Here is a 2,191-nt window from a genome sequence, read left to right as displayed (position 1 = left end):
TTTTACCCCGCTTGCGCGTTATGAAAAGGGGCAACTGCACTACACAGTGACCGACATTACCGGCCGTATTCAGGAGCTGCTGACCGAAAACGGCTCCATTGCCTGGCGGGGGAAACAACAACTCTGGGGTCGTGAAGAAAGTGCAAATGATGACAAGCTGAGTTGCAGACTGCGCTTTCCGGGGCAATACGAAGATACAGAATCCGGGTTGCACTACAACCGCTTCCGTTACTATGATAGTGAAACGGGACAGTACATTTCGGCAGACCCGATAGGGCTGGCGGGGGGAGTGAATCCTTACGGGTATGTTAATAACCCGCTTAAATATGTTGATCCGTTGGGGCTGTGTAAGGATGATGCGTACAAGGGTGTAAAAGACGCCTCTGCTTATTTGAAGGAACAAAACATACCTAGGGAATTTAGGAAAAACATCTTGAAGTCATTTGATATAGAAACAATAAAAGTCCGAAACGCAACAGATGCAGAATTTGGCCTGAGGTATTATGATGGTGTTAATGCTCATGCTAAAGGGCGATACATTTTTGAAACATTCCCTGCCAGTAGAGAAAGTCTTGCTATTAAACCAGAATGGAATCAAATGTCAGGGATAGCACAATACAAAGTAAGGCCGGGGGCTGTAATTATTGAAGGAAAAGCATCAACTCAAGGACTTGGTTTACCAGGTGGGCAAACGCAGAAGTATATAAGTAATTTGGATGACCTATTAATCCTATGAACAATAAAGTAAAAAAAACCTCACAAAAAATAGAGTGTGTTATTCATGAAATTGATAATGTTATTATCAATAACGATCCGGCCATCTTATCTATTAGTTCAACGCAGCAATTAACGGCGTTTAAGATGGCGTTTTTGGGCGTTTTGGAAAAAATAAAACGAGATGCCATCCCCCCTAAAAATGAAAGAAACCTAGGGATTTCGAATGTAATAATAGATCAATGGCCATTTTCGCTTACGCTAGGAAGGCTAATTATTGAGGCCGAAAACCTGTATAGAGAAATGTGATTCACAAGGAAGTAAATCATCTTCCTTGTTCGTTTGCATATGCGCTCAATCAGTGGGGAGCACGCCGTAGGGGGAACACTGGCAGTACCGTTATGACGCGTTTGGCCGGAGGATAAGCAAACGGTGGCAGGGAACGGGGAAGGGATAGCGGGGTATGACTACCAGCGGAGCGTTACCGTTTTGGCGGCTGGAATGCGGCGAATGATGATGCTGAAGGTCTGAATCCGGGCTGTATGTTTCGGCAGACCCGATAGGGCTGGCTGGGGGGATTAATCCGTATTCGTATGTACCGAATCCGCTTAAATATGTTGATCCGTTGGGGCTGTGTAAAAAAAGTGTTGATACACCCTATGGGTCAGCAAACCAATCAAACTCCCCCGAGGCTTTGGCAGCAAGGGCAAAAGTTGAAAATGGTGCAACCCTTTACAGAATGGGAACGACACAAAGAAGTGAGACAACGGGGGCACAATTTTGGGCTTTAGAGCATCCTTCCACTCCAGGTTACGCAGGAAGATATGGAATACCTCAGGAAAATATTGATCGCAGTAATTTTATAATGACTGCCAAATTAAAACCTGGGGCTGAGCATGTTACTCGACCTGCTCCAGGGATTGGAGGGAACGCTGGAGGTGGTATTGAAGTTGTTGTTCCTCCGGACGCTGTTGATATTATTACATTCAGTAAGTACTAATTATGAAAAATGATATTTATGAAGATGTTAGATCGCTTGCCGTTAAACTCGAAAATACCGGTAACGAAAATGTTATTAGAGATCTAATGGATTCAATAGACTTTAGTTCTACTTCTATTGAAGCATTGCTTAAGATAAAATTTTATTTAGATAAGTTAAATACAATGACTTTGGATAAGAACATTATAGTGGAGCTTGACAGGATTAAGACTGCCGTTGTTCGGATGTTAAAGTAACTTGATGTTTTTAAATGAAAAGTCCGGAAACATCCCTTAATCTTTCCGGCCTCTTCATTTAACTCGCTATGCTCTGTAATGCCGATTTAATATTTTGATTCGCCCGCTTAATATCCCTAAGTTGCTGGCGTAGAACTTCCTGCTCATGTTTCAGGTCGTCCATTTCCTCGCTGTCACGAATAATCACAATACAGCCGTCGGTTATTTTAACGGTGACATGCGCGCCCGTCTCAAATCCCGA

5 protein-coding genes and 1 pseudogene are annotated in these 2,191 nt (G+C 43.2%); 5 read left to right on the top strand and 1 reads right to left on the bottom strand.

Translation table 11 applies throughout. From position 1 onward, the window contains the following. From M975_RS23265 to M975_RS00405, 5 genes and pseudogenes are all read left to right on the top strand, one after another. Positions 1-736 (top strand): RHS repeat domain-containing protein (locus M975_RS23265; protein ID WP_280643759.1); only part of this gene is annotated, 736 nt, incomplete at its 5' end. Further along, positions 733-1,023, top strand: coding sequence for a hypothetical protein (locus tag M975_RS00410; protein WP_064556617.1), 291 nt, complete (start codon positions 733-735; stop codon positions 1,021-1,023). The genes M975_RS23265 and M975_RS00410, both read left to right, overlap by 4 nt. A 229-nt stretch (positions 1,024-1,252) precedes the next feature. Beyond that, positions 1,253-1,300 (top strand): annotated as a pseudogene (locus tag M975_RS23535) (hypothetical protein); the annotation flags it as partial. Positions 1,301-1,453: 153 nt separating this feature from the next. Further along, positions 1,454-1,714 carry a hypothetical protein gene (locus M975_RS23255; RefSeq protein ID WP_245164244.1) on the top strand — a complete coding sequence of 87 codons (261 nt, stop codon included), beginning with the start codon at positions 1,454-1,456 and terminating at the stop codon, positions 1,712-1,714. Between the two features lie 2 nt (positions 1,715-1,716). Further along, positions 1,717-1,950, top strand: a complete 234-nt coding sequence (locus M975_RS00405) for a hypothetical protein (protein ID WP_064556616.1) — start codon at positions 1,717-1,719, stop codon at positions 1,948-1,950. A 58-nt stretch (positions 1,951-2,008) separates the two neighbouring features. Here the strand turns inward: M975_RS00405 and M975_RS23170 are convergent. Then, positions 2,009-2,191, bottom strand: a 183-nt coding sequence (locus M975_RS23170) for a SymE family type I addiction module toxin (RefSeq protein WP_483413586.1), incomplete at its 5' end; no start/stop codon positions are given.

Origin of the sequence: Buttiauxella brennerae ATCC 51605 (genome assembly GCF_001654925.1) — a bacterium.
Taxonomy (GTDB): Bacteria; Pseudomonadota; Gammaproteobacteria; order Enterobacterales; family Enterobacteriaceae; genus Buttiauxella; species Buttiauxella brennerae.
The sequence above is the reverse complement of the archived record's forward strand: the minus strand, read 5'-3'. Positions and strand labels throughout refer to the sequence as shown.